This window comes from Pseudomonas sp. GW821-FHT01E05 (genome assembly GCF_059422425.1).
Window position 1 is genome coordinate 106,122 of the sequence record NZ_JBWKWW010000008.1, and the last position, 20,131, is coordinate 126,252.

16 protein-coding genes and 1 pseudogene are annotated in these 20,131 nt (G+C 59.8%); 12 read left to right on the forward strand and 5 right to left on the reverse strand.

Annotation, left to right across the window (positions count from 1 at the left end):
- The first annotated feature begins 201 nt into the window (after positions 1-201).
- The 7 genes from AC07W5_RS18800 to AC07W5_RS18830 all read left to right on the forward strand — a co-directional run bounded on the left by AC07W5_RS18800 (position 202) and on the right by AC07W5_RS18830 (position 6,799).
- The gene (locus AC07W5_RS18800; RefSeq protein ID WP_494992950.1) at positions 202-978 is read left to right on the forward strand and encodes an ABC transporter substrate-binding protein; all 777 of its coding nucleotides are present in this window, start codon (positions 202-204) and stop codon (positions 976-978) included.
- Between the two features lie 92 nt (positions 979-1,070).
- Complete coding sequence (locus tag AC07W5_RS18805; RefSeq protein WP_494992951.1) at positions 1,071-1,760, forward strand: ABC transporter permease; 690 nt, start codon at positions 1,071-1,073, stop codon at positions 1,758-1,760.
- 12 nt (positions 1,761-1,772) lie between these two features.
- Positions 1,773-2,471 (forward strand): ABC transporter permease, encoded by a 699-nt coding sequence (locus AC07W5_RS18810; RefSeq protein WP_494992952.1) that lies wholly within the window; start codon positions 1,773-1,775, stop codon positions 2,469-2,471.
- Positions 2,472-2,479: 8 nt separating this feature from the next.
- The gene (locus AC07W5_RS18815) at positions 2,480-3,592 is read left to right on the forward strand and encodes a succinylglutamate desuccinylase/aspartoacylase family protein (RefSeq protein ID WP_495024075.1); all 1,113 of its coding nucleotides are present in this window, start codon (positions 2,480-2,482) and stop codon (positions 3,590-3,592) included.
- 18 nt (positions 3,593-3,610) lie between these two features.
- Positions 3,611-4,375 carry an ABC transporter ATP-binding protein gene (locus AC07W5_RS18820; protein WP_494992954.1) on the forward strand — a complete coding sequence of 255 codons (765 nt, stop codon included), beginning with the start codon at positions 3,611-3,613 and terminating at the stop codon, positions 4,373-4,375.
- Between the two features lie 132 nt (positions 4,376-4,507).
- Positions 4,508-5,416: a MurR/RpiR family transcriptional regulator gene (locus AC07W5_RS18825; protein ID WP_495024076.1), complete on the forward strand. Its 909-nt coding sequence runs from the start codon at positions 4,508-4,510 to the stop codon at positions 5,414-5,416.
- A 489-nt stretch (positions 5,417-5,905) separates the two neighbouring features.
- Positions 5,906-6,799, forward strand: a complete 894-nt coding sequence (locus AC07W5_RS18830; RefSeq protein ID WP_495024077.1) for a CHAD domain-containing protein — start codon at positions 5,906-5,908, stop codon at positions 6,797-6,799.
- A gap of 300 nt (positions 6,800-7,099) precedes the next feature.
- Here AC07W5_RS18830 and AC07W5_RS18835 read toward each other — a convergent pair whose 3' ends face one another.
- Both AC07W5_RS18835 and AC07W5_RS18840 read right to left on the reverse strand, forming a co-directional pair.
- Positions 7,100-8,713: a PEP/pyruvate-binding domain-containing protein gene (locus AC07W5_RS18835; protein ID WP_495024078.1), complete on the reverse strand. Its 1,614-nt coding sequence runs from the start codon at positions 8,711-8,713 to the stop codon at positions 7,100-7,102.
- A gap of 9 nt (positions 8,714-8,722) precedes the next feature.
- On the reverse strand, positions 8,723-10,675 hold the full coding sequence (locus AC07W5_RS18840) for a DUF47 domain-containing protein (protein ID WP_495024079.1): 1,953 nt from the start codon (positions 10,673-10,675) through the stop codon (positions 8,723-8,725).
- A 671-nt stretch (positions 10,676-11,346) separates the two neighbouring features.
- Between AC07W5_RS18840 and AC07W5_RS18845 the strand changes: the two genes are divergently transcribed.
- From AC07W5_RS18845 to AC07W5_RS18860, 4 genes are read left to right on the forward strand one after another with little or no spacing between them, the layout of a single operon-like run.
- Positions 11,347-11,868, forward strand: coding sequence for a winged helix-turn-helix transcriptional regulator (locus AC07W5_RS18845; protein ID WP_494992959.1), 522 nt, complete (start codon positions 11,347-11,349; stop codon positions 11,866-11,868).
- Between the two features lie 23 nt (positions 11,869-11,891).
- Positions 11,892-13,019, forward strand: coding sequence for an HlyD family secretion protein (locus AC07W5_RS18850; protein ID WP_494992960.1), 1,128 nt, complete (start codon positions 11,892-11,894; stop codon positions 13,017-13,019).
- Positions 13,016-14,581 carry a DHA2 family efflux MFS transporter permease subunit gene (locus AC07W5_RS18855; protein WP_494992961.1) on the forward strand — a complete coding sequence of 522 codons (1,566 nt, stop codon included), beginning with the start codon at positions 13,016-13,018 and terminating at the stop codon, positions 14,579-14,581. Before AC07W5_RS18850 ends, AC07W5_RS18855 begins: the two co-directional genes overlap by 4 nt.
- Before the next feature lie 21 nt (positions 14,582-14,602).
- Positions 14,603-16,069: an efflux transporter outer membrane subunit gene (locus AC07W5_RS18860; protein ID WP_495012456.1), complete on the forward strand. Its 1,467-nt coding sequence runs from the start codon at positions 14,603-14,605 to the stop codon at positions 16,067-16,069.
- 36 nt (positions 16,070-16,105) lie between these two features.
- Here the strand turns inward: AC07W5_RS18860 and AC07W5_RS18865 are convergent.
- Positions 16,106-16,626 (reverse strand): annotated as a pseudogene (locus tag AC07W5_RS18865) (IS5 family transposase); the annotation flags it as partial.
- Positions 16,627-16,736: 110 nt separating this feature from the next.
- Positions 16,737-17,399, reverse strand: a complete 663-nt coding sequence (locus AC07W5_RS18870; RefSeq protein ID WP_495012455.1) for a hypothetical protein — start codon at positions 17,397-17,399, stop codon at positions 16,737-16,739.
- Between the two features lie 797 nt (positions 17,400-18,196).
- Between AC07W5_RS18870 and AC07W5_RS18875 the strand changes: the two genes are divergently transcribed.
- Positions 18,197-18,748 carry a GNAT family N-acetyltransferase gene (locus AC07W5_RS18875; RefSeq protein WP_495012454.1) on the forward strand — a complete coding sequence of 184 codons (552 nt, stop codon included), beginning with the start codon at positions 18,197-18,199 and terminating at the stop codon, positions 18,746-18,748.
- Positions 18,749-18,914: 166 nt separating this feature from the next.
- On the opposite strand, the gene AC07W5_RS18880 is transcribed toward AC07W5_RS18875, so the two are convergent.
- The gene (locus AC07W5_RS18880) at positions 18,915-19,808 is read right to left on the reverse strand and encodes a pirin family protein (protein WP_495012453.1); all 894 of its coding nucleotides are present in this window, start codon (positions 19,806-19,808) and stop codon (positions 18,915-18,917) included.
- Between the last annotated feature and the right edge of the window lie 323 nt (positions 19,809-20,131).

Sequence of the window (20,131 nt, forward strand, 5' to 3'; positions counted from 1 at the left end):
AACGTGTCATTTATAGGCTCGACAAGATCATCAATACCGATCCACCTCGCCAGACCGGACGGCAAGCACCCTCACCTTTCAGGGCAGATCGCGACGCCGACTGAGGCAGTACCTCAGCCACAGCAGTTCCCCGAGAAGCGCCCACGCCGGGTACTTGCGGGTATCGAACCACCCAAACACCCTACAAAAGGAGTCAACAATATGAACAAGACTGGACTTCTAGGTGCTCTGGCACTTTGCGCCTTCAGCATCCTGGCCCACGCCGACGAAGAGAGTCTGCGTATCGGTATCGAAGCCGCCTACCCACCCTTCTCTTTCAAGACCCCGGAAGGCAACGTCAGCGGTTTCGATTACGACATCGGTAACGCGCTATGCGAGGAGATGAAGGTCAAATGCCAATGGGTCATTCAGGAATTCGACGGCATGATCCCCTCGCTGAAAGTGCGCAAGATCGATGCCGTGCTGTCATCGATGTCGATTACCGATGACCGCATGAAGTCAGTCGACTTCAGCAAAAAGTACTACCACACGCCGGGCAAGTTCGCGATGAAGGACGGCAGCGTGATCAACAACCCTCTGGTTGATCTCAAAGGCAAGAAGGTCGGCGTGCAACGCTCCTCGACTTACGACCGCTTTGCCACTGAGCAGCTTGAGAAAGCCGGGGTCGAGGTCGTGCGCTACTCCGCACAAAATGAAGCGTTCCTTGACCTGGCTTCGGGTCGTCTGGACGCCACGCTCGCAGACATCGTCAACACCGATGAAAGCTTTATCAAAACGCCTGCCGGGAAAGGTTTCGCCTTGGTAGGGCCGGACATCAACGACCCGAAATACTTCGGCAGAGGCGCCGGGATCGCCGTGCGCAAAGGTGACAGCGCGAACGCCGCACGCCTGAGTGCAGCGATTGACGCTATCCGGGCCAATGGCAAGTACCAGCAAGTGATGGCCAAGTACTTCGCGTTCGATATCTACGGCGAATAAGCGTCCACCCGTAACTCCGGCGCCGGCCCGTTGCAGGCGCCGCCTTTGGCTTGTCCCGCGCGCCTCCCGGCGCTCGTTTGAGGAACTTCATCATGCTTCACGGCTACGGATCGAGCATTCTCGATGGCGCCTGGCTGACTATTAATCTGGCCCTGACCTCCATGACCCTGGCCATTGCCCTGGGTCTGATCGGTGCAGCATTTCGCTTGTCATCGATCAAATGGCTGGCGGCGCTGGGCGAAGGCTACACAACCGTTATTCGCGGCATCCCGGACCTGGTGTTAATTCTGCTGATCTTCTACGGCGGCCAGGATCTGGTGAACCGCATTGCCCTTGCGCTCGGTTACACCCGGTACTTCGACATCAATCCCTTTATTGCCGGCGTCTGCACCATGGGCTTCATTTTCGGCGCCTATCTCTCGGAAACCTTTCGCGGCGCCTTTATGGCGATCCCTAAAGGTCAGGGCGAGGCCGGGGCAGCCTACGGCATGAGTGGCGCGCAGGTGTTCTGGCGGATTCTGGTGCCGCAGATGATTCGTTTCGCCATTCCCGGCTTCACCAACAACTGGTTGGTACTGACCAAATCTACCGCGCTGATCTCGGTCATCGGTTTGCAGGACATGATGTTCAAAGCCAAGAACGCAGCGGATGCAACCCATGAGCCCTTTACCTTTTTCCTCGCGGTGGCGGCTCTTTATCTGATGCTGACCAGCCTGTCGTTGCTGGTGCTGCGTTATCTGGAAAAACACTACTCGGTCGGCACCAAAGCCGCCGAACTGTGATTGGGAGCGAACATGATCCTCGACTACAACCTGATCTGGGAAAACCTGCCGCTGTACTTCAATGGCGCCTTGCTGACCCTGAAAGTACTGCTGATTTCCCTGGCCTTTGGCCTGGTGCTGGCAATTCCGTTGGCGCTGATGCGGGTGTCCAGATCACCGCTGATCAACTTCCCTGCCTGGCTTTACACCTATGTGATTCGCGGCACGCCAATGCTGGTGCAATTGTTCCTGATCTATTACGGGCTCGCGCAGTTTGAGGCGGTACGCCAAAGCGTGCTCTGGCCTTACCTGTCCAGCGCGACCTTTTGTGCCTGCCTGGCCTTTGCGATCAATACCAGTGCCTACAGCGCGGAACTCCTGGCCGGCAGTTTGAAGTCCACTTCCTGCGGCGAGATCGAAGCAGCCAAGGCCATGGGCATGTCGCGCTTCACCCTGTACCGCCGCATTCTCCTGCCGTCGGCCTTGCGCCGGGCGCTGCCGCAGTACAGCAACGAAGTGCTGATGATGCTGCAAACCACCAGCCTGGCGTCCATCGTCACGCTGGTCGACATCACCGGGGCCGCACGTACGGTCAGTTCGCGGTTCTATCTGCCGTTCGAGGCCTTCATCACCGCCGGCCTCATTTACCTGGTCCTGACCTTCATCCTGGTTCGTCTGTTCAAGCTGGCCGAGCGCCGCTGGCTGGCGTATCTGGCACCGCGCAAGCACTAAGGAGCTTTATGAAGCACATTCAATACCTGTTGCCGTGGAGTGCCTCGGGCACTGAACGACACCTGTCGCTGTTTCGTTTTGGCAGCGGGCCGCGCAAGGCTTATATCCAGGCATCGCTGCATGCCGACGAGTTGCCGGGCATGCGCGTCGCCGTTGAACTCAAACGCCGCCTGCGCGAGCTGGAAGAGCAAGGCCGCCTGACGGGCGTGATCGAGTTGGTGCCGATGGCCAATCCGATCGGTATCGCGCAGATGTTCCAGGCCACCCACCAGGGCCGCTTCGAGTTCTCCAGCGGGAAGAACTTCAATCGCGACTTCCCGGAGTTGGCTGACGCCGTGGCACCACACCTGGAAGGTCAATTGGGCGAGGATGCCAACGCCAACGTCGCACTCATCCGCCGCGCCATGAGCGATGCCCTCACCAACATGAGCGCACCGACATCGGAACTCGATGGCCTGCGCCGACTGCTGATGCAGCACGCTTGCGATGCCGATTTCGTACTGGACCTGCACTGCGACTTCGAGTCGATCATGCTGCTTTACGCCATGCCGCAAAACTGGCCGCGCTTGCGCTCGTTGGCCGCGCGCCTGAATGCTCGCGCCGCGCTGTTGGCGCAGGATGCTGGCGGCAGTGCGTTCGATGAAGCCTGCGCCATTCCCTGGCTACGCCTGGCCGAACGCTTCCCTGCCGCCAATATTCCGCTGGCGTGTGTGGCCACCACCATTGAATTGCGCGGCATGGCCGACACCGAGCGCGAGCAATGCGTCGACAACGCAGACGCCATTCTTGGCTTTCTTGCCGAACAAGGCCTGATCAGTGGTGATTGGCCGGACGCTCCGCCGACCTGCTGTGAAGCCACGCCGTTCGCCGGTGCACAGTACGCCTATGCACCGCATCCGGGAGTGGTGAGTTTTCTGCAACCGGTGGGTGCCTGGGTCAAGGTCGGCGACCCGCTGTTCGAAGTGATTGATCCGCTGACCGATCGCCACAGCGTGGTGCTTGCCAGCACCGACGGCATCCTCTATGCCCGCGAACGTCTGCGCTTTGCCCAGCCCGGATTGTGGCTGGCCAAGGTCGCAGGCGTTACCCCTATTCGCCAGGGTCGCTTGCTCAGCGACTGATTCAAAAGAGTGGAAACCATGTACAAACTCGAGATTCAGGATCTACACAAAAGTTACGGCACACACGAAGTGCTCAAGGGCGTGTCCCTGGAGGCGCAAGCCGGTGACGTGATCAGCATCATCGGCTCCAGTGGCTCTGGCAAAAGTACCTTCCTGCGTTGCATCAACCTGCTGGAGCAGCCCAACGCGGGCAAGATTCTGCTTAACGGCGAACAGTTGAAACTGGTGACCAACAAATCCGGCGGGCTCAAGGCCGCCGAGCCCAAGCAGTTACAACGCATGCGTTCGCGGTTGGCGATGGTGTTTCAGCACTTCAACCTCTGGTCGCACATGAGCGCCCTTGAAAACGTCATGGAAGCCCCCGTGCATGTCCTGGGCATGGACAAGCAACAGGCTCGGGAAAAGGCCGAGCACTACCTGAACAAAGTCGGCGTGGCGCACCGTCTGGACGCCTACCCGGCGCACATGTCTGGCGGCGAGCAGCAGCGCGTGGCGATTGCCCGCGCGTTGGCCATGGAACCTGAAGTGATGCTCTTCGATGAGCCGACTTCAGCACTCGACCCTGAACTGGTCGGCGAAGTGCTTAAAGTCATGCAGGACCTCGCCCTGGAAGGTCGGACCATGGTGGTTGTGACCCATGAAATGGGCTTCGCTCGCGAGGTATCCAACCAACTGGTATTCCTCCACAAAGGCCTGGTCGAAGAGCGCGGCAACCCGCGCGAAGTGCTGGTCAAGCCACAGTCCGAGCGCCTCCAGCAGTTCCTGGCCGGCAGTTTGAAATAACCGGTACCCTCACTCACCAACCGTTGGCTCTGCGCTGCACGCCAGCGGTTGGCTTCGGATACACTTCAGCCAACCTTATGCCAGGGCACCAGGCACAGTCCCTTCTAACCATCAAAAAATGTTGAGCCGGATATGCCGACCCCATCGAAAAACACGACTGTCTATGCCGCACCGGTGATGCGCAAACTGGCGGAAATCGTTTCCGATTTGCAGCCGTCACTGCGCAAGGTGGCGGACTTTATCCTGCGTCACCCACTCAAGGCAGCCACGCTGACCATCGAGGAACTGGCTCACGAAACGTCTACCTCACCAGCCGCGGTCAACCGCCTGGCCAAGGCCTTGAATCTGGGTGGCTACACCGGCATGAAGGCCGAGCTGGTGGCGACCTTGCAGCAAATGGTGTCCCCGGTCGACAAACTGCGCAACGAACTGGCACACCGCACCGGTGGCGCGTTTGGCCTGCATGAGCAAATCCAGAGCGCTACCAGCAATCTCGGCACCGCAGGCACCAACAACCATGCAGACACCTTTGAAGCTTTCGTCACCTGCCTGACCAAGGCCCGCAAAATTTACATACTGGGATTCGGCAACAGCGTCTACATGGCGGGACTCGCAGCCTCGACCCTGATGCCCTTCTGTGCCGACGCCACCGCCATCAGCATGGAGGGCGGCAACGAAAACGCCGCTTACCGCCTGGCCGCCATCACCGATCAGGACATCCTGTTGGCGATCTCGCTTCCGCGCTATTCCCTCGACACCTTGCAGCTCTCACGCTTTGCCCATGAACGTGGCGCTACGGTGCTGGCGATCACCGACTCACCCGCCTCGCCGTTGACCAATATTGCCCAGCACGTGCTATTTGCCCCCGCCGACCACCCGGTACTGACCAGTTCCAACATCGCCGTACTCGCGCTGATCGAAGGATTGGTGGCGGGCGTGATGGCGCGCAACAAAGAAGCCGTGAAGCTGGCAACCGAACTGACCGAAAGCGTGATGTCTTACCTGCATATACCCAATAGCAGCAAATCGTTAAAGAAGTGATAACGCGCTCAAGGCGGCGGGCACATCGAACGCCTGCCGGTGGCAGCATCACCCCTCGTGAGGCGCAGCCGCCAGACCGGAGTGCTTCACCGCTTCACGCAGCAGATCGGCCAGGTGGTCCTGAAGGTTGGCATAGCTAGCTTCCAATGCAGGCACTTCGTGGAGTGGGCGCGAAAGCAGAGCATGGCAACACGGGATGAGGAAGTTTCATGGCCGCTAACCAGTACGAATGCACGCTAAGCTGACGAAAAACTCAGAGCGCAAGCGTTCTGTTATGTGAGCCAGACGAACGTTGGATGTTCTGAATACGACGACCTTCTGCTGAGTGAGGGCATGAAACACATGCCTGTACCGGGCAGAAGGTCGTTGTTTATTGCCCGGCACCCTGCGTATTGACCCGATCAGTGTTTCACTGAGGAATGCTTTCCTCTAAGCCCCAACTTCCTCTGCTAATCTGGCTCCATCATCTCTGCAGTTGGATGGAATTTGATGGCATTCGTAGACTTGTTCGTTGCCCAAATCGTAGCGATCGAGGTAGGGCTCTACCATGCTCACGCCCGAATGGACGCCAGGACGGACAGTGAAGCGTTGCATGACCTCAGAATCAATCTGCGGCGCATAAGAAGTCTGTTACGGCCATTGCGCGAATTAGAAGGCATCGCACGACTGAATGAGGCAGCCGCCGAGGTGGGCAGGCTGACCACCCCCGAGCGTGATCTGGAGGTATTGATCGAAGAGCTTGAGGCGCAAGGGTTCACAAAGCAGGCCAATGTCAGAAAGGCTACTTTACAGGCCAGCTATGGCCGGATTGTTAGAGACCGTGCGATCAACCAGCTCTTTTCACAACTGGATGAGTGGCCCCCGGTTTTCCGAAGTGCTGAGCGGGCAGGCGCATTACGCAATATTAAAAAGCAGATCATCAAACGCTTGCACAAGCAGGTCGAGCGTCTCAAGACTGCGTTAGCAGACCCGCAGTTTGATCGCCATCAGTTAAGAATTCTGGTCAAGCGTACGCGCTACCTGAACGATGCTTTTCCTCAACTTTCACTCCTGTCTGATGAAGCCGCAGCATCGCTCAAGGCAGTACAGTCAGCCCTCGGCGCTTGGCATGACCATTTCCAGTGGTGCCTCAAAGCCAAACACGAAAAAGACCTGCAGCCGCTTGCGCAGGTGTGGCACGCAGCAGCCGAAACTGCACTCATGAAAGCAGAGGCTCAGTTGGCACAGCTGCTACGGCTACTTGCGACGAAAAAGCGCTTACCTCAAAGATCTGGCAAAAAACAAAATAAAGACCTGCCGATGCACGGCAATGCCACTCACGTAGCGCTCGCGGGCAATGACAATTCCGTCAGCATTTCACTGCAGCTTGTCGGTAGGGAATGAGGAGCATCGAGTCGAGCTTGCAGTCGTTCGGCAAAGGCTTCTGCTTGCTCATGACTGCGAAAACTCACAGCGCAGGTACCCAATGTTACCTCCCACCCAGCCTTGCTCTGTGCTGGTTTTATCTCAACTTTCATCCGTAAAGTCCTCAGGGAAATGACACAAGGAGCAGATGATAGCTTGTTCACAGCATGTGGCCAAACGCCATGTGATGGCTCTATCTTGCGGCTTTCAGGCTTTCAGGCTTATTGATTGTTGATGCCGTCAGTTGGCAGGGTAGCGTTTTAGACCAGTCGCGCTGCGCTAACTCGGGCCGTCGCGCCAGCGCCGCAGGTCGGCCAGCCAGGCCTCCGGCCGCTCGATCAGCGTCTCGTACTCGCCGCGCCAGATTTCGCCGCTGTCGCCGTCCAGGGTGATCAGCTCGCCCTCGGCCAGCACCTCGCCGCTGGCGAACTGTAGGTAGCCGCGCTCGGCCTCGACGTGCAGGCTATTGCAGCCGACCAGGCAGACCTTGTCCATCTGCCGTGCCACCACCGCAGCGTGGGCGGTGCGCCCGCCGCGCACACTGAGCACGCCGTTGGCCAGGGCGATGCCGGCGAGGTCCTGGGTCGCCATCTCCGTCCTTACCAGGATTACCGACCTACCGGCTCGGTGCAGCGCTTGCGCCGCGGCCAGGCTAAGGGCGATGCAGCCGCTGGCGACCCCAGGGCTGGCGGGCAGGGCACGCGCCAGCGGCATATCACCGGGGCGCAGCGCCAGGTGGCGGCGGCCGACAGCCTCCAGATCCAGACCCGCGAGCCGTTCCAGGGCGCGCGCCGGGTCGATCCGGCCCTCGCGCACCTGCTCGACCGCCACCACCACCGCCGCCCAAGGGGTGCGCTTGCCCGAGCGGGTCTGCAGCAGGTAGAGCACGCCTTCCTCGATGGTGAATTCGAATTCCTGCATGTCCCCGAATGCGGCCTCGAGCACCGTGGCGGCCTCCTGCACCTCGGCCGCCAGCGTCGGCATGCAGCGCTCGAACAGGTTCAGGTCGCCCAGCGCGTGGCGGCCGGAGACAAGGTCCTCGCCCTGACTGTTGAACTGGAAGTCGACGTACAGGTGCTTCTCGCCGGTCGCGGGGTCGCGGCTGAAGGCGACCCCCGAGCCCGAGGTGCCGCCGCTGTTGCCAAACACCATCGCCTGCACCGCGACCGCAGTGCCGAGGCCTTCCGGGATGTCATTGAGCTGGCGGAAGGTCGCCGCCTTGCCAGAGTCCCAGGATCTGAGGATCGCCAGTACCGCGCCCTGCAGCTGGTCCTGCGGATTCTGGGGGAACTCCTGGCCGGTTACCGCGCGGAACAGCTCGAGGCTCTCCCGGGTGAGCGCGCGCAGCGCGTGGAAGTCGAGCTCTGCCGGAGCGGCGACCCCCGCGGTGGCGAGATGCCGGGCGGTCAGATCATCGAAGCGACTCGCCGGTGCGGAATGCACCACTTCTGCGTAGCTTCTCACCAGGCGCCGGTAGGAGTCCCACACCAGGCGCGGGTTGCCGGTGATGCGCAGCACTCCTGCGGTAGTGGCGTCGCACAGTCCGATATTGAGCAGGGTCTCCAGCATGCCCGGCATGGACACCGGCGCGCCGGAACGCACCGACACCAGCAGTGGCCGGCGGTGGCCGCCGAAGCTGGTGCCGCTGCGCTGTTCCAGCCAGCGCATGTGATCTACCAGCGCACCGCCGAGTGTCGGCAGCGCGCCTCCTGCCTGATGCCAGGCCCGGTACCAGTCGGTGGTGAGAACGAAGGCTGGCGGCACCCGCAGACCGGCCGCGGCCATGCCCGCGAGGTTCCAGGCCTTGACCCCGAGCCGATCGGCGCCGGCCGCCGGTGCCGCCTCGCCGGCACCGATATGGAAGATCTGCTGAATGAGGGGCAGGTCGCTCATAGGTACTCCTCACAGGGCCGCGCGGGCCAGCGTCTGATCCCGCAGCATCTGCACGGTGTGCCTCAGGGCATCGGTCGCGCGCTCCAGATTGCCGGCGATGGCGTCGAGCACATAGAGCTCGCGCGCCTCGATCTCCTCGGCGAGCAAGGCATGGCGGACCTGACGCAGGGTGTCGTCGGCCATCTTCTCCAGATCGACTACCCGGTGCGCCGCCTGGAGGAAATCCTGCATGTCCTCGCGCGCCGTTCCCCGCCCCAACGCCTGTGCCGCGACCAGCGCCTTGAGGTATTCCTGAGTCGCCGACAGGGCGAGCGCGAACAGCGCCGCCAACGGAGTAGCGGCCGGGTGCGCCAACGGGCTGCGCGGCAGCAGCGAGCAGTGAAAGGCGGCCTCTTCCAGCTCATCGGTGACGTCGTCGGCACGGCTGGCGAGCCGGAGCATGAATTCACCGCATTCGACGCGCGGGCTCCTCTCGCGCACGCGCAGCACCAGGTCGTCGGCGCGCCGCTCCCAGTCCTTAGCGCGCAGGGCACGGGCCGCCAGGCACTGGTTGAAATCGGCGATGCCCAGTTGCAGCCAGGCGTCGCGCAGGCTTTCGGCGATCTCGACGGTGTAGGCCGCGTGTTCGACCACCGCGTCGAACAAGTCCTGTTCAGCACTGTGGAAGTAGCTGAAGAACTCGGCTTGCACCTCGTCGCGCACCAACGCCTGGGAGCGCCCGGCGAGCAGAGCATTGCTGCAGGCTGCAAGCACGAACTGCAGCAGGTGGCGCGCCTGCGGCAGGCCGATGATCTGTTGGAGTTGTTCGCCATAGCGCAGGCTGCCGTGGCCAGCCGACTCGAGCGTGTCGTATAGCAACTGCTGGCCACCACAGAGCAGGAAAGCTATGTGTCCATAGCCGTTCTTCGCCGCCCAGGACAGCAGCGCGATCGTCTCCTCGTTCGGCAGGAACGCCTTGAGCTGCTTGCGCGCCTTGTTCCAGTCGATCAGGAACACCAGCCGCGAGCCCAGCAGGTCGAGGAACTGCAGCAGCTTGTCGCGCTGGGCGGAGCGGAAGCGACCGATGCACAGGCGATAGAGCCCATCCTCCATGCTCGGGTCCTCGCGCGAACGGGCGCCTTCCCAGTCGACTTCGACGGCATCGAACAAGCCTTGGAAGAACTGCAAGCGCTGGAGGTGGACATCGGTGTAGGTGACGGTCACCTCGTCCACGCGCACATGCACCACCAGTACATGGGCGTCGGTGGTGCCGATGTCGTTCTGGATGATCAGGGTGTCGCCCGAACGGGTCACCGTGGTGCCAAGGCCGGGATGGTTGAACTTGAGCGGCGCCGTCTGGTGGAGGCCGGCCATGAACGCGCGCACCGCGTCCCGATCCGCCTCGTCGATGTTGTAGACCGCCGCCCCTTCCAGATACTCCGCGGCAAGCCGGCTTTGCACCTGGTTGAGCGCCTTGTGCGCATCCATCACCAGCAGATGCCAGCTGTCACCGGCTTCGCGGTCGCCTGAGGTCAGCAGGCCCAGGGCCTGGTCGTCGAGCAGGTCATCGGCAGGGCGCTGGATCCGTTCTGACAGACGCGCCAGTCGCGTAGTGAATTCCGCCTCTTCGCCGCTCCCGGCTTCGCCGCTTGCCAGCAGACCGAGCGGCACCAGCATTTGCTGCATGTCCTCGACGATACCGCAGACCAGTCCCTCTGCATAAGGGATGCGATAGCGGCCATTCTCCTGCAGGGCACTGCCGACCACTGTATCCAGCTCTACGCTATCCACACCGCAGGCCAAACGCTCGACGTGCATTGAGGAAAATGGCAAGTCTGGTCGTCGCGCATGGGAGCGAGCCGCCTGCAACAGGGCGAATCGGTATTTCAGCCGATCATTGGCGGCGAGCGCCGTGTTCACCAAGGCCGGCAGGGCGATGACCTCCTCGCCCAGGGCAAGCATGATCTTGCTCTTGTCCACCATGATGAACCCTCGCCGGGACCTTTCCCTTGTCTCTTCAGATTAGTCGCGCAGGGTGTCGCCCTGGGGGCGACTGGATGATCGGCAGCGGAGGCCGTGGCCGTTCGTCATAAACCTGCTGGACAGAGGGGGAAGGCTGGTTGCAGCGGGAGATGCCCAGTGGTGGTAATCACATCGTTTTTTTACCCTTGTTTTGCTCTATCTGTTCAAGTTGTTCTAGAACACGGAGCCCGGATGTGCTGCGGGACACGCTTTGGAACTGTCGGTCACGCAAGGCAATGACGCGGTCAAAGCACATTCAGATGCTGAAGATCTGTTGTCGCTGACTACTAACCGGGCCTGACCGTCCCCCCTGATCGTAGTTCGGTACGCGGCCTCCCGCCGCCGAGGACTTGCCTGGTCACCCAAGCGCGACCAGCCACGCGGTTTTCAAGGAATACGGGGCACCAAAGGCCTGCTGAGCCCAGACTAAAAAAGATCAACAAAGCCCCCGCATATCCATTCGCATCCTTCCCTCCCCCTGCGCCATCGAGCGAGCAGGCAATCGTACCGGCCCGGCGCCGAGAGCTGGCCGACGATCGGCACCGATTCTTCGTCAGAGTAACTTTCATTATGAAATTCACTATGTAATATTATGACCGAAATATAAACGAACACCGATCTGGAGAATCCCGATGAAAAGAGCCAGCTTCCAACCCATGCCTTGTCCGGTCGCCCATGCCCTCGAGCACATTGGTGACGGCTGGAGCTTGCTGATCCTGCGCGATGCCTTCTACGGCCTGCGCCGTTTCGACGAGTTCCTCAACAGCCTTGGTATCGCCTCGAACACCCTGACCCGCCGCCTGAATGATCTGGTGGCAGCCGGTTTGCTGGAGCGCCGCCCCTATCAGGACAATCCGCCACGCCATGAGTACCACCTCACCGAAGCGGGCCGGGATCTACGCCCGGTCATCCTGACGCTGATGGCATGGGGCGCCCGCCACTCCAGCGGTTCAGACAAAGTTTTCCTGGCAGACGAAACAACCGGACAACCCGTGGCGCTGGCGTTGATGGATGCCAATACCGGTAAGCCCATCACCCATGAGGGCCACCGAGTACATGTGTCGCACGATGCCGATGAATTGACTCAATGGCGTGTCCGTACCGGCCAGGCCTACCGCCAGACCGATGCTCTGGTCAGTCACTTTCCCAATTAACCTTCCGCAGAGGTCATTTCGCCATGGAAGCTCAAGTCAGCGCTGAGCCCAAACAAGCAGACACCCCCGCCTCATCCGCCCCCGCCCGCCGCAAGAAAGCATTGCGCCTGGGGCTGCTGGCCCTCGCCGTGATCGGCGCCGTCGGCTATGGCAGCCATTGGTGGTTGGTCGACCGCTTCATCGAAGATACCGACGACGCCTACGTGGGCGCCGATGTCACGGTCATCAGCGCCAAAGTGCCGGGTTATATCAGTGAGGTGGCGGTGCTGGACAACCAGTTTGTCAAAGCCGGCGATCTGCTTGCCCGTATCGATGTGCGCGACTATCGCGCCGCATTGGCCAAGGCCGATGGCGCCGTGGCGGCGCAGCAGGCCAGCCTGATCAATCTCGATGCGACCGAACAGCTGCAACAGGCGGTGATCGACCAGGCCAAGGCACAGATCGATGCCTCGGATGCCGAAGCGCAACGGGCTGGAGATGATCGCACGCGCTATCAGAATCTGGTGCGCAGCCAGGCTGTGTCGGTAGAGAGTGCCCAGCGGGTCGATGCCACCTGGAAAACCGCCCGAGCTGATCGCGCTCGGGCTGACGCCGGACTGCTGGCGGCACGCCGTCAACTGGCGGTGATCGAAAGTCAACGCGGCCAGGCCCGGGCAGCGCTGCAACAAGCACAAGCCGAGCGCGAACAGGCCCAGCTGAACATCGGCTATACCGAGTTGCGCGCGCCCGTGGATGCTTACGTCGGTAACCGCCGCGCCAGGGTCGGCACCTACGCCGCCGCTGGTAGCCAACTGATCTCGGTCGTGCCGGCGAAGGGGCTGTGGATCGACGCCAACTTCAAGGAGGACCAACTGGCGCGCATGCAGGTTGGCCAAGGTGTCAACATCCGGGCCGATATCCTGCCCGGCCGTGAGTTTCACGGTCACATCGAAAGCCTGGCGCCGGCCACTGGCGCGCAGTTCAGCGTGCTGCCACCGGAAAACGCCACGGGCAACTTCACCAAGATCGTCCAGCGAGTGCCGGTACGGGTACGTCTGGACATCGCCGATGCCGAATTGGGTGCACTACGTCCCGGGTTGTCGGTTGTTGCTCAAGTGAACACTCATGATGCGTTGCAGCACAACGACGCTGCATTGGCAGGCCAGCCATGAGCAGCCCACTGCCCACACTGACCATGGCACAAAAAGTCGCCGCCTTCGCCACCATGTGCGTCGGCATGTTCATCGCCCTGATCGACATCCAGATCGTCTCCGCCTCGCTCAAGGACATCGGCGGCGGCCTGTCGGCCGGCGCAGACGATACGGCCTGGGTGCAGACAGCCTACCTCATCGCGGAAATCATCGTGATCCCCATGTCCGGCTGGCTCTCGCGAGTGATGAGCACGCGCTGGTTGTTCGCCGTGTCGGCAGCCGGTTTCACCTTGACCAGCCTGCTGTGCGCGTTGGCCTGGAACATCGAGAGCATGATCGCTTTTCGCGCCTTGCAAGGCTTTCTCGGCGGCTCGATGATCCCGTTGGTGTTCACCACGGCATTCATGTATTTCACCGGCAAGCAGCGGGTGATCGCAGCCTCCACCATCGGCGCCATCGCCTCGCTGGCCCCGACCCTGGGCCCTGCAGTGGGCGGCTGGATCACCGACATTTCATCCTGGCACTGGCTGTTCTATATCAACCTGGTACCCGGCCTGTTCGTGACTTTTGTCGTGCCGATGCTGGTCAAGGTTGACCGGCCCAACCCTGCCTTGCTCAAGGGGGCTGACTATATCGGCATGGTCCTGATGGCTGTGTTTCTTGGTTGTCTGGAGTACACCCTGGAGGAAGGGCCGCGCTGGAACTGGTTCAGCGACAGCACCATCGCTACCACCGCCTGGATTGCGGGCATTAGTGGCGGATTGTTCATATGGCGCTGCCTGGAAATTTCCGAACCCATCGTCGACCTGCGCGCACTGGGCGATCGCAATTTTGCCCTGGGCTGCCTGTTTTCCTTTATCACCGGTATCGGCATTTTCGCCACTATCTACCTGACGCCACTGTTTCTAGGGCGCGTACGTGGATACGGCTCGCTGGACATCGGCCTGGCGGTGTTTTCCACCGGCGTGTTCCAGCTGCTGGCGATCCCGGTGTATGCGATGTTGGCCAACCGCATCGACCTGCGCTGGATTCTCATGCTGGGGCTGTCCTTGTTTGCCCTGTCGATGTGGGACTTCTCCCCCATCACCCATGACTGGGGCGCCAAAGAGCTGCTGCTGCCGCAGGCAATACGGGGCTTTGCCCAGCAAATGGCCGTTCCGCCCGTCGTCACCCTCACCCTCGGCGCCTTGGCCCCTAACCGCCTCAAGCTCGCCTCGGGGTTGTTCAACCTGATGCGCAACCTGGGCGGAGCCATTGGCATCGCCGCCTGCGCCACCGTGCTCAACGACCGGACCAACCTGCATTTTCTAAGACTGGCCGAGCACCTCAATACCCGCAACGAAGCCATGAATACCTGGCTCGACCAACTGACCGTGAATGCACAACTGCTCGGGCAGAACAGCATTGATGCCAGCCAGGTCGCACTGCATCAACTGTGGGCCCTGACCTGGCGGGAGGCACAAACGCTAACTTATGCCGACGCTTTCCTGATGATCATGGCCTGCTTCGTGGTCGCCACGTTGCTGGTGCCGTTGATGCGTAAAGTTCAGCCGCCCAAACAACCGTCCGCCGACGCTCATTAATCACGCTTGAAGGATTATTCGATGAACACTTTGCTTGATCGCATGCTTCCCTATGGGCGCTTTGTGCTGGCTGCGCTGGCCATCACGGTGGCCGGCTGCACAGTGGGTCCTGACTACCAGCGCCCCGCCGATCAGGCCGCCACTCAGTTCATGGCGCAGGACGCCTTGCAGCGCCGCGACGCCGGGCGCCCCGCACCCGAGCTGGAAAGCTGGTGGAAAGGCTTTGAAGACCCGCAACTGACCCAGTTGATTCAGAGGGTTCTGGCGCAGAATCTTGACCTGGCCGTGGCCATGGCCCGCGTGGAGCAGGCTCGTGCCGTCGCCCGAGAGGCCGGCGCGACGCGCCTGCCTCAAGGAAGCCTCGATGGCCAGGTCGTGCGGCAACGCCAGTCATTGAAAAGCCCTCAGGGCCAATTGGCTAGCAGCCAGCCCGGCTATGACCGCAACCAGACATTGAGCGACATCGGCGCCGGCGCGAGCTGGGAGCTGGATCTGGCGGGGGGGCTCAAGCGCGGCGAGCAGGCAGCGCTGGACGACGCCCAGGCCGCGCAAGCCAGCCAGGCAGGTGTACGCGTTTCCGTTGCCGCCGAAGCAGCTGACGCTTACTTGCGCATTCGCGGTGCTCAGCAGCGTATTCAGGTATCCGAACAGCAGGTAAAAAACCAAAGCGATTTGCTCGATCTGGTCGAGACACGCCTGGCCCAAGGGCTGGGCAACCAGCGCGAGACCGCCCAGGCCCGGGCAGTGCTGCAACAGGCGCGTACCACCCTGCCGCCCTTGCGAACCGAACTGGCGGTGCAACTCAACCGCCTCGACGTGCTGATGGGCGCCGCGCCCGGTACTTATGCCCGCGATCTGGCCGGTACCCCGCCCGATTTTTTTGATTACAAGATTCCACAGATTCCTTCCGACATCGCCCCAGGACAAATGCTGCGCCGGCGCCCTGATGTGATCGCGGCCGAGCGGCGTTTGGCCGCCAGCAACGAGCGGATTGGCGTAGCCACTGCGGAGTTTTACCCGAAGGTTTCGCTGGGTGGCCTCCTGGGTTTCTCCAGCCTGCATGGCGGTTCACTCTTTACAGAACAGGCATTCCAGCCACAGGCGCTGTTGGGGCTGCATTGGCGCCTGTTTGATTTCGGCCGTGTCGACGCGCAGGTCGCCCAGGCCAAAGGCGCAAATGCCCAGGCGCTGGCTGAATACCGCCAGTCGATGCTGCGCGCCAGCGAAGACGTCGAAAATGCCGTGGTGACCCTGACTCAACTAGAAGCCCAACGTCAGGATCTGGCCCTTGAAATCTCCTCCAGACAAGCCGCGCGACAAGCAGCGAGCGAGGCGTACCAAGGCGGTGCGGTGAGCCTGATCGAAGTGTTGAACGAGGACCGCGAACTACTCCGCACACGAGACCAGATGGCAGAACTCAATGCCAACGATGCGCGTGCCGCAGTGGCCACGTTCCGCGCTCTAGGGGGCGGATGGACCGTAGAGTAGCGCCGGTACGGTCGGCGAAAACCCAACTTTTTGAGACTTGGGCTTGTCGAACAGTCTGGGCAAGCCAGGCTTGGGCTTACGCTTCATGGTGCGCAAAAGAATCACCGGCTGCATCCGGTAGCGGTCGCAATAGCGCCGAAGGTGTTCAGCATCGTATCCTTTGTCCGCCAATAGCCAGCGACAGCACTTGCGAGGTCGTCCCCTCTGGCTGCCTGGGACTTGAACCTGATCAAGCAACGGCTGCGCATGAGCAATATCGCTGGCCTGTCCACCTGACAGGTTGAAACACAGAGCGATTGCGGTCGAATCGCAGAGCATATGAATCCTGGTCGTGAGGCCGCCGCGACTGCGGCCCAGTGCATGGTCTAGCGGTTCTTCAGGCCCCCTATTTTCCCGGTGCCGGAAGAGGCTCGGGTTGCGCGTATCGCGGTGGAGTCGATCATCCAGGTGTCCAGATCAATCAACCCTTGCTCGTTGAGCCTGATATGCAGGCGCTTGAGCATTTGGTCAAAGATGCCTCGATTGCGCCAGTCGCGAAAGCGTTGATAGACCGTCGATCATTTCCCAGGACGCATCGCTGAGTTTGTATCGCTTGGCCATCAGGGGCTCCTGCCTTTGATGGCGGCGATTTTACCCATTTCGGTGTTTCAAGGGTTTTCGTACAAACCTAGCGTGCATTCATACTGGTTTGCGGCGATGAAACTTCCTCATCCCGCGTTGCCATGCTCTGCTTTCGCGCCCACTGGGTCAGCGCCAGCATCATCGCGAACCCAAGCACAATCAGCACCGGATAAGCCATCAGCAACTCGAACAGCGAATATTTCCACGCAAGGGGGCGCCCAACGCCCAGCATCGCCGCATACATCCAGGACACGCCCGACAGCGCGCCGGAGAAAATAGCCAGCATCCGAACGCCAAACGTGAGATCGAACAACGACCCGGCCTTTTGCAGCGCAGGCAGCACGGCACGATGCAACAACATACCGTTAAACGTCAGTAGCAGGACAATGATGACTTTGGCCTGGAGTTTCGGATTCGCAAAATAGCTCATTCCCTTATCAAGATAATCCACACCGATCACAGCCGCCCCTGTGATCCACAAAAATACCAATGCAATAACCACAGTCTTTTGAAGACTCTGCATATGCGCATTATCGTGTTCGGTCGACACACGACCCTTTAATAAATCATTGACCATCGCAACATCACTGGTAAATACCAGACCAATAGCTACGCAACAGGCCACAAGATGAACATAAACAAGTCCTAACCGCAAAAACTCCATGGTCTCTTTCTGCTCGAGAAGGCTGATAATTGTATTTAACGCCACGGTTAATTCCCCCACTTAATACAATAGTGCAAACTGATCACTTAACAGGCTTATGAATTGCTTCATCACAACCATGATCAATCTCGTACAAACGGAACCAAATCAAAGACTTGGTATTACAAAAAAAATCGGCTCGCCCAGCGAGTCACGGATCCTGGCATTCGACCACTCCAAATTCCGAGTAAAAAAGCCCCATTTGCATTCAATGCACATGAGGTTCAACGTCCACTTCTTTTTTACTACTGACGCAGATCAGGTTCACAAGGATGCTGTCCGCTGGATGTTCAGAGGCCGGTACCCCCTGATCGTTCAGTACTGCCGACAGACGGTGGCAAATTAACACCTTAACGCTACCGCCTAATGCCAGCATCCTTCTCTCTAATGCGCGTAGCAGCAGGGCTGCTTCCCAACCGGTGCCGTTGATCGCACGAACAGTGAATAAGCATGCGCAAACAGACCAATATCGACCGAATTACATTTAAGTATCATTCCCAATAACAGCAAAGAACTCCCACTGACACGTGCAGACTTAAGGTAAAACTTGCGCAGCATGTCTGCGAGTTGAAGGACTTCAATCCCCGCCCCCAGTAGCTGCGGTTGACAGCATTCACTTTTGGCCTGGGTTGCGTGAAAACATTCGGGATTGTCTAACTCAGCGAATTTTCGTACAGAATCTAATTACAGTTAGCCATAATCGGAGTCTGTACGTGGCCGGGATGCTGCCAACTAACCTTGCATTCAAGAGGGACGCACTAAGGCGTGCCCCTTAATTTAGCGTTATGCACAAGGAGGAACGAGTGCACTTATTTGAAACACAGAGGCTGATCGGGCGGCCATTATCGCGGCAGGATCTGCCCGCACTTACAGAGATTCTGAGCGATCCTGAGGTGATGAAGTACTCTGTTCGTGGGGTTTGCGACGAGAATGCCACGCGTAATTTTATTGACTGGTGCCTGGAATGCTATGCATCTCACGGAATGGGTCCATGGGCGCTGGTGGAAAAGGTTTCCAATGACCTCGTTGGATTTTGTGGTGTTGGGCCAGAATTGGTTGACGGAGTAGAAGAAGCTAATTTGGGTTATCGGTTGGCCAGAAGGTACTGGAACCAGGGTCTTGCGTGCGAAGCAGCCAAAGGAGTTCTTGATTTCGCTTTTGCTCGCAGGCAACTGGCATCCGTCGTCGTAATAATCGAGCCGGAGCATGTGGCCTCGCTCAGAGTTGCTGAACATGCTGGATTTAACGAGTTCGACGTTCTTGAATTTCATGGTCGGCCGGTGCGCTTGTACCGGTTGACTTGCCAAGACTGGAATACATCGCATAACAACTCCATGCACGCGACAAGCGCGTGATGGCGGTGTCGACCTCTTGGGGCATTACATGGCGCCGCTCGCTTACGCCCAGATGCAGGTGGTTGCTCAGGCTGTCGAAGCGAGCGGTGGTGATGGCCGAACACAAATTATCTGACAGTCCCCCTGAACCTGCATCAGTCAAAACGCTTTCAGCAGCGGAGTCGGGTCATTTGTAGATCGGTACTGAAACCGATCCGGACCGCTGCCCGGCCTCTGCCCGTAGACGTTTGCCCAACTCCGTAATCTTTGCCTCTGCGGCTTTCAACGCTTCCAGGCTGGTGTGCACGGAGTAGTTACCCATATGCAGATCGTGAGGGTGAGCAATGGCCGACCCGAGCACAAACACCACGTCTTGCTTGTCCCCAGCCTCGAGTTTCAACGCACCGTTACCTGGCACGAAGGCGACGAGTTCTCCCGCCTGGACAAGCTGCGGTGTATGAACCGTTCCCCGACTGACACTGAGCCAAAGCACCTCATGCCCGGACGGTGGCTGGTACTCCCAGCTTTGACCCGCGGCCAGTGTCACCAATAGATAGTTCAGGCCCGAAGGGGCACGTACGGGGCTGCGAATGCCCTGGTAGTCACCGACGATTACGCGCGCCGGCCCTACCTGTGGGATGGCATGTGCTTCCAGGTACTGGCTGTCGACCGGTGCGTTTTCCAGGTCAGCGGGCAGCGCGATCCACAGCTGAAACCCCTGGATCCGCGCCGAGGTGCCGGCAGACATTTCTTTCCCATGCCAGACACCCCCGCCTGCGCGCATCCATTCGACACCGCCGTAGCCGATGAGTCCGAAACCTGCATCCGGATCATCAAAGCGAAGGTTGCCTTCAGTGATCACGGTAATGGTCGCGATCCCCGAATGGGGATGCAGCGGCATGCTGCCAATGAGCGACGTATCGGCGTCGATCAGGTCGAGAAACACAAACGGCTTGAGTAACTGGCCCAGGTCCGAAGGACTCATGAGTCGAACAATGGGGCCGTGCCCATGACCGCGGGTGCGCAGGCTGATGTCGCGCGAGGCATTTTTTTGGGGAGCGGTGGCGGGACTCATGTTCATGTTCTCTCCATTTTCGAAGTGGCGTCAGAGGTATTGGCCTGCCGCAGCTGCAAGGCCACGAAGATACGAATGGCCCAGACGATGCGGTTCAAAGCCGTCGTTGAAAGTGTCATGTAGCGTTTTTCCTGAAAGGGTTTACGAAATTGAGCCCAGCGTATCCAGACGCCTATTGATTGAGTAGTAGGCATAATTGACTTGAACCCGTCCATTCCTGGAAGTAATACGGTGCTGGACCTCAACGAAATCTCGATGTTTGTTCAGGTGGTGCAGGCAGGCAGTTTTGCTGGCGCGGCGCATGGGAATGCCGCCCAACACCCTGAGCC